General features: G+C 59.8%; 5 protein-coding genes. 4 read left to right on the forward strand and 1 reads right to left on the reverse strand.

Going from position 1 to position 6,000, the window contains the following annotated elements; genetic code table 11:
- Positions 1-372 precede the first annotated feature (372 nt).
- Together L1071_RS14500 and ilvN are read left to right on the forward strand one after the other, a co-directional pair.
- On the forward strand, positions 373-2,097 hold the full coding sequence (locus L1071_RS14500; RefSeq protein WP_246976231.1) for an acetolactate synthase 3 large subunit: 1,725 nt from the start codon (positions 373-375) through the stop codon (positions 2,095-2,097).
- Positions 2,097-2,588, forward strand: a complete 492-nt coding sequence (gene ilvN / locus L1071_RS14505; RefSeq protein WP_246901321.1) for an acetolactate synthase small subunit — start codon at positions 2,097-2,099, stop codon at positions 2,586-2,588. Before L1071_RS14500 ends, ilvN begins: the two co-directional genes overlap by 1 nt.
- Before the next feature lie 69 nt (positions 2,589-2,657).
- On the opposite strand, the gene ilvY is transcribed toward ilvN, so the two are convergent.
- Positions 2,658-3,539 carry an HTH-type transcriptional activator IlvY gene (ilvY, locus tag L1071_RS14510; RefSeq protein WP_246976208.1) on the reverse strand — a complete coding sequence of 294 codons (882 nt, stop codon included), beginning with the start codon at positions 3,537-3,539 and terminating at the stop codon, positions 2,658-2,660.
- Between the two features lie 168 nt (positions 3,540-3,707).
- Here ilvY and ilvC point away from each other — a divergent pair, with 168 nt between their 5' ends.
- Positions 3,708-4,724: a ketol-acid reductoisomerase gene (gene ilvC / locus L1071_RS14515; protein WP_246976211.1), complete on the forward strand. Its 1,017-nt coding sequence runs from the start codon at positions 3,708-3,710 to the stop codon at positions 4,722-4,724.
- 156 nt (positions 4,725-4,880) lie between these two features.
- Positions 4,881-5,705 (forward strand): CDP-diacylglycerol--serine O-phosphatidyltransferase, encoded by an 825-nt coding sequence (gene pssA / locus L1071_RS14520; RefSeq protein WP_246976215.1) that lies wholly within the window; start codon positions 4,881-4,883, stop codon positions 5,703-5,705.
- Positions 5,706-6,000: the final 295 nt, after the last annotated feature.

Below are 6,000 nucleotides of genomic sequence, written 5' to 3' on the forward strand. Positions count from 1 at the left end.
GTTGACAGCTAGGGGGTGCTGATGGAATCTAGGTGGTTCCTGATTGCGGGCGCAGCCATTGACGGGTGATCCCCGGTCGCTGCGTGAAGGGTAGGTTGGAAAATGCCTCTACCCGCCTGTCGAAGGAGATCAAGGGTATGGGCCAAACGCCTGTTCCCGCCAACCCCGACACGGCGATCTGCCGTGCCAGGAATCGCTCGGACCAGCCGGTCTCGGCGATTTCTATGAGTGCGGGTCCCCACCCCGGGCCCAGAGCCAGGAATATGGCATCAGGTGCCGGCGCAGCCGGCAGCGGCGTACCGCCGCATCGACACTTCACTGCCCGTAACGTGGTAGTGAATGGCACTCGTTATCTCCAGGGGAGAACTATCAGTGGAATTGCTTTCCGGCGCCGATATGATCGCCCGCTTCCTGCAGGATGAGGGCGTCGAGCGTATCTACGGCTACCCCGGCGGCGCAGCGTTGCACATCTATGATGCGCTGTTCCGTCAGGACAAGGTCAAACACATCCTCGTTCGTCATGAACAAGCCGCGACCCACGCCGCCGATGGCTATGCCCGCGCTTCGGGTAAGCCAGGGACGGTGCTGGTCACCTCCGGCCCCGGCGCGACCAATGCCGTGACCGGCATCGCCACCGCCTATATGGATTCGATCCCGATGGTGGTGCTGTGTGGCCAGGTGGCCAGTCATCTGATCGGTGAAGATGCCTTTCAGGAAACCGACATCGTCGGTGTGACGCGCCCTATCGTGAAACACAGCTTCGCCATCAAGCACCCGTCGGAGATCCCCGAGGTGCTCAAGAAGGCTTACTATCTCGCCGCGACCGGTCGCCCGGGGCCGGTGGTGGTGGATATCCCCAAGGATATGACGGCGCCCACCGAGCGCTATGAGTACGTCTATCCGAAGAAGGTCAAGATTCGCTCCTATAACCCGGTCACGCGGGGGCATAGCGGCCAGATCAAGAAAGCCGTGGACATGATGCTCAAGGCGCGGCGGCCGGTGTTCTATACCGGCGGTGGCATCGTCACCAGCGGCGCGAGCGAAAACCTGACGGCGTTGGTGAAGCGCTTGGGCTTTCCGATTACCACCACGTTGATGGGCATCGGCTCCTATCCGCAGACCGATGAGCAGTCGCTGGGTTGGCTGGGCATGCACGGTAGTTATGAGTCCAACATGGCCATGCACCATGCCGACCTGATCATCGCTATCGGGGCGCGTTTCGACGACCGCGTGACCAATAACACCTCGAAGTTCTGTCCCACGGCCAAGATCGTGCATGTGGATATCGACCCCAGCTCGATTTCCAAGACGGTGCGCGCCGATGTGCCGATCGTGGGGCCGGCGGATAGCGTCATCAATGAAATGATCAGCCTGCTGCAAGGCCGTGAAATGGCCAACGCCGAGGCCCTGCCGGAATGGTGGACGACCATCGACGGTTGGCGCGCCGAACGCGAAGGCAAGCTCTACGAGCCTTCTCAACCGGGCGAGCGGCTCAAGCCGCAGGAAGTCATCGAGGCGGTGTATCACATCACGCGCGGCGAGGCCTTCGTGACCACCGATGTCGGCCAGCACCAGATGTTCGCGGCGCAGTACTACAAGTTCGATAAGCCCAATCGCTGGATCACCTCTGGGGGGCTGGGCACCATGGGCTTCGGTTTCCCGGCGGCGATGGGGGTCAAGCAGAACTTCCCTGACGACGTCGTGGTGTGTTTCACCGGGGAAGGCAGCTTTCAGATGATGATGCAGGAGCTGTCGACTTGTAAGCAGTTCGGTACCGGGGTGAAGATCATCAACCTCAACAACGGGACGCTGGGCATGGTGCGCCAGTGGCAGGATCTCAACTACAAGTCGCGCCATGCGCACTCGTATGTGGAATCGCTGCCGGACTTCCAGAAGTTGATTGAAGCCTACGGCTTCACGGCGCTCAAGGTGGAACATCACGACGAGCTCGATGCGGCGCTGGAGCGCACGTTCGCCGACAATGACGAACTGGTGTTCCTCGATATCGACGTCGACCCTCGGGAACACGTCTATCCGATGCAGGTGCCCCTGGGCGCCATGCGTGACATGCTGCTTTCGAAGACGGAGCGGACCTGATGCGCCACATCATCTCGATTCTGCTGGAAAACGAACCCGGCGCCCTGTCCCGCGTGGTGGGGTTGTTCTCCCAGCGCAACTTCAACATCGAAACGCTCAACGTGGCGCCGACGGAAGATCCGTCGCTGTCACGTCTGACGGTGACCACGGAGGGTGACGACCGCGTCATCGAGCAAATCACCAAGCATCTCAATAAGCTCATCGATGTGGTCAAGCTGGTCGACCTGACCGAGGGCCATCATATCGAACGCGAGCTGATGCTGGTCAAGGTGAAGGCGCTGGGCGCGAGCCGTGATGAGGTCAAGCGCACGGTGGATATCTTCCGCGCGCAGATCGTCGACGTGACGCCGAGTGTCTATACGGTGCAGATCACCGGCGATGCCGGCAAGCTGGACGCCTTCGTCCAGGCCATGGCGCCGATCGGCATTCTCGAGGTCGGGCGTACCGGGGTATCGGGTATCTCGCGGGGCGACAAGATACTCAGCCTCTAAACCGTGCTCTCGAACCATGCCATTACAGGCCGCTCTCACGAGCGGCCTTTTTGCTTTAAGAGGTTAAAGCTAGTGGATTTGCGACCATAGGGCCTTGACCAGCGGATTGCGCAGCTTCTTCTCGGTAACGCAGAGCCCGACCTCGTAAGGCGTGAGTGCGGGCTCGACCTCGAGGGCCTGAATGCGCTCGGCCAGTGGACTGTTGTCGACCACGATCTGCGGCACGACGCCGACCCCGAAGCCCAGCCCGACCATGCTGACGATGGCTTCGTTGCCCGCGACCTGGGCATAGATGCGCGGCTTGATGCCCAACTGACGGAACCACGCATCCGTACGCTCGCGGGCGAGGCCCGACTCCGAGAGGATCATGGGAATGCTGCCCCAACTGGCGGCGTCCGTTGTGGCGGTGAGGCCGGCCAGCCATTCCGGCATGGTGCGCGGCGCGATGAACAGCAGCGGCGACGTGGCGATTGGCTTGAACGCTAATTGTGTGGGCAGGGTTTCAGGGCGCGCGGTGATCGACATGTCTTCTTCGCCGCTGAGGACGCGTGAAACCGCACTGGCCGGGTCGCCGGTATGCAGCTTCAATTCAATGCGCGGGTGGCGCTGGCGAAACTCGCTGAGCAGCTCGTAGAGAAAGCTGTAGCTGGCGGTCACCGAGCAGTAGATGCTGATTTCACCGGACAGTTCGCGGCTTTCCTCCATCAACGAGTGACGGAATACATCCCATTGCTCCAGGGCATCGCGTGCATAACGCTGGAAGAGGCGGCCTTCATGGGTCAGGCGCACACTACGATTGTCGCGCTCGAACAGGGTCACGCCGAGTTGTGTCTCGAGTTGGCGTATCGTGCGGCTCAGCGTCGAGGGGCTGACGTGACACAGCTCGCTGGAGCGGCCAAAGTGCAGGGTGTCGGCCAGGCTGAGGAACTGCTGGTAGGGACGAGTATCCATGGCGATATCATTTCAAATTTCGGCATACGGTATTGCAAATATAGCGTTTTACGCAACGCAGCGAGCTGGCGTAAAGTGACATCAAAGCGTCGCGGCAGACGACGCTCATGGCGGAAAGCCATCAACGCTGACACTTCATACGTTTCTCTTCGATATCTGGAGTAAGACATGCGCGTTTATTACGACAAAGATTGCGACCTCTCGCTGATCCAGGCGAAGAACGTCACCATCGTCGGTTATGGTTCTCAGGGCCATGCCCATGCCCATAACCTCAAGGAATCCGGCGTCGAGGTCACCGTGGCGCTGCGCCCGGGCTCCTCGTCCGTGGCCAAAGCCGAAGCGGCGGGCTTCAAGGTGGCCTCCGTGCCCGAGGCCTGCAAGACGGCCGACGTGTTGATGCTGCTGGCGCCCGACGAGAATCAGAAGGCGATCTACGAGCAGGATATCGCGCCCAACTTGAAAGAAGGCGCGACGCTGGCCTTCGCACATGGCTTCAATATTCATTACAACCAAGTGACGCCGCGCCAGGATCTGGACGTCATCATGATCGCGCCCAAGGCGCCGGGTCACACGGTGCGTTCCGAGTTCGTGCGCGGCGCTGGCGTTCCCGACCTGATTGCTATTCAGCAGGATGCTACTGGCCAGGCCAAAGAGCTGGCGCTTTCCTACGCTGCCGGTATTGGCGGTGGCCGCAGCGGCATCATCGAAACGACCTTCAAGGATGAAACCGAAACCGACCTGTTCGGTGAGCAGGCGGTGCTGTGCGGCGGTACCGTGGAATTGGTCAAGGCAGGCTTCGAGACGCTGACCGAAGCGGGTTACGAGCCCGAGATGGCCTACTTCGAGTGCCTGCACGAGCTGAAGTTGATCGTCGACCTGATGTACGAAGGCGGCATCGCCAACATGAACTACTCCATCTCCAACAATGCGGAGTATGGCGAGTACGTCACCGGGCCCAAGATCATCAATGAGCAGTCGCGGGAAGCGATGCGCCATGCCCTGAAGGACATCCAGAACGGCGAATACGCCAAGATGTTCATCAACGAGGGCAACAGCAACTATCCGTCGATGCATGCGCGTCGCCGCCTGAATGCCGAGCATCAGGTCGAGCAGGTGGGTGCGAAGCTGCGTGGCATGATGCCCTGGATTGCGGCCAATCAACTGGTCGACAAGAGCAAGAACTAAGCGCTGTCGGCGAGTCGATAGCGAACGGGCGCGGCCGATTGGCCGCGCCCGTTTACGTTTTGGGTCGTCAAGGAGGCCGACTGTCGACTAGGCTTGCAGTGTGTAGAATGTTGGAATAGCCCACCAAGGGCAGTCCCATGGCAACGGATGACTTTTATGACGCAAGAATCGGGCACACCAGAATCGCCCAAGAACACCGACACTGAGAATGTCACGGAGGACAGTTCGGTGTTTCAGGACGAAGACGAAATCGTCGAGGAAACCATCGAGAACGGCAAGCGCGTGCGTCGGCGAGGCATTTACTTGTTGCCTAACCTGTTCACGCTGTCAGCGCTGTTTTCTGGCTTCTTCTCCATCATCGCGGCGATGAACGGCAATTTTTCCGGGGCTGCCATCGCGATTTTCGTCTCCATGGTGCTCGACGGGCTCGATGGCCGCGTGGCACGGATGACCAACACGCAAAGTGCCTTCGGCGCCGAGTTCGACAGCCTGGCTGACATGGTGTCGTTCGGAGTGGCGCCGGCGTTGGTGGCATTTTCCTGGATACTGCAGGATGTCGGTAAGATCGGTTGGATAGCGGCCTTTATCTTCGCCGCGGGTGCGGCGTTGCGTCTGGCGCGTTTCAATGTGCAAATCGGCAGTACCGACAAGAAGTGGTTCGTGGGCTTACCGAGCCCGTCTGCGGCCGCGCTCGTCGCCGGTTGCGTGTGGACGCTGCATAAGTTCGATGCCGACGCCTTGGGCTTCAAGCTGTTTATCGCGTTCATCGTCGCTGCGGCTGGGGTCTTGATGGTCAGTAACATCCGTTATCACAGCTTCAAGGAAGTCGATTTCAAAGGGCCCGTTCCCTTCGTCGTGCTGTTGGCGATTGTGCTGGCGTTCGTAGTGATTTCACTCGAGCCCTCGCTCATGCTGCTGATCCTGTTCGGCTGCTATGTAGTGTCGGGGCCTCTGCTGGCACTCATGCGTAAGATGCGCTGAGCTTGTTCCTTTCATATCCAGCGCTAGCCACGGTGTGGCGCTGGATTATCCACACCCTCTTTTATGTGCTGCCCTGTTCGGGGTGTGGATAAGGTGAGTGGCGGAGACATTTAGCTGCCGCTAAGCGAACGGAAACTATTTTCGTATCAGCCCCTTGCGTTCAGCCGCTGTGAATCGTAAAGTACGCATCCGCTGCCGGCGACGGACTTCGTGGCCAGCGGTGGAGAGTGGCGCAAGTGACTGACTTGCTTGAGAAATTCAAACCTTCGGGTGGCTTTCTCGCTTGACAGTGACG

The sequence above is a fragment of the Chromohalobacter sarecensis genome, assembly GCF_023061135.1.
GTDB lineage: Bacteria > Pseudomonadota > Gammaproteobacteria > Pseudomonadales > Halomonadaceae > Chromohalobacter > Chromohalobacter sarecensis.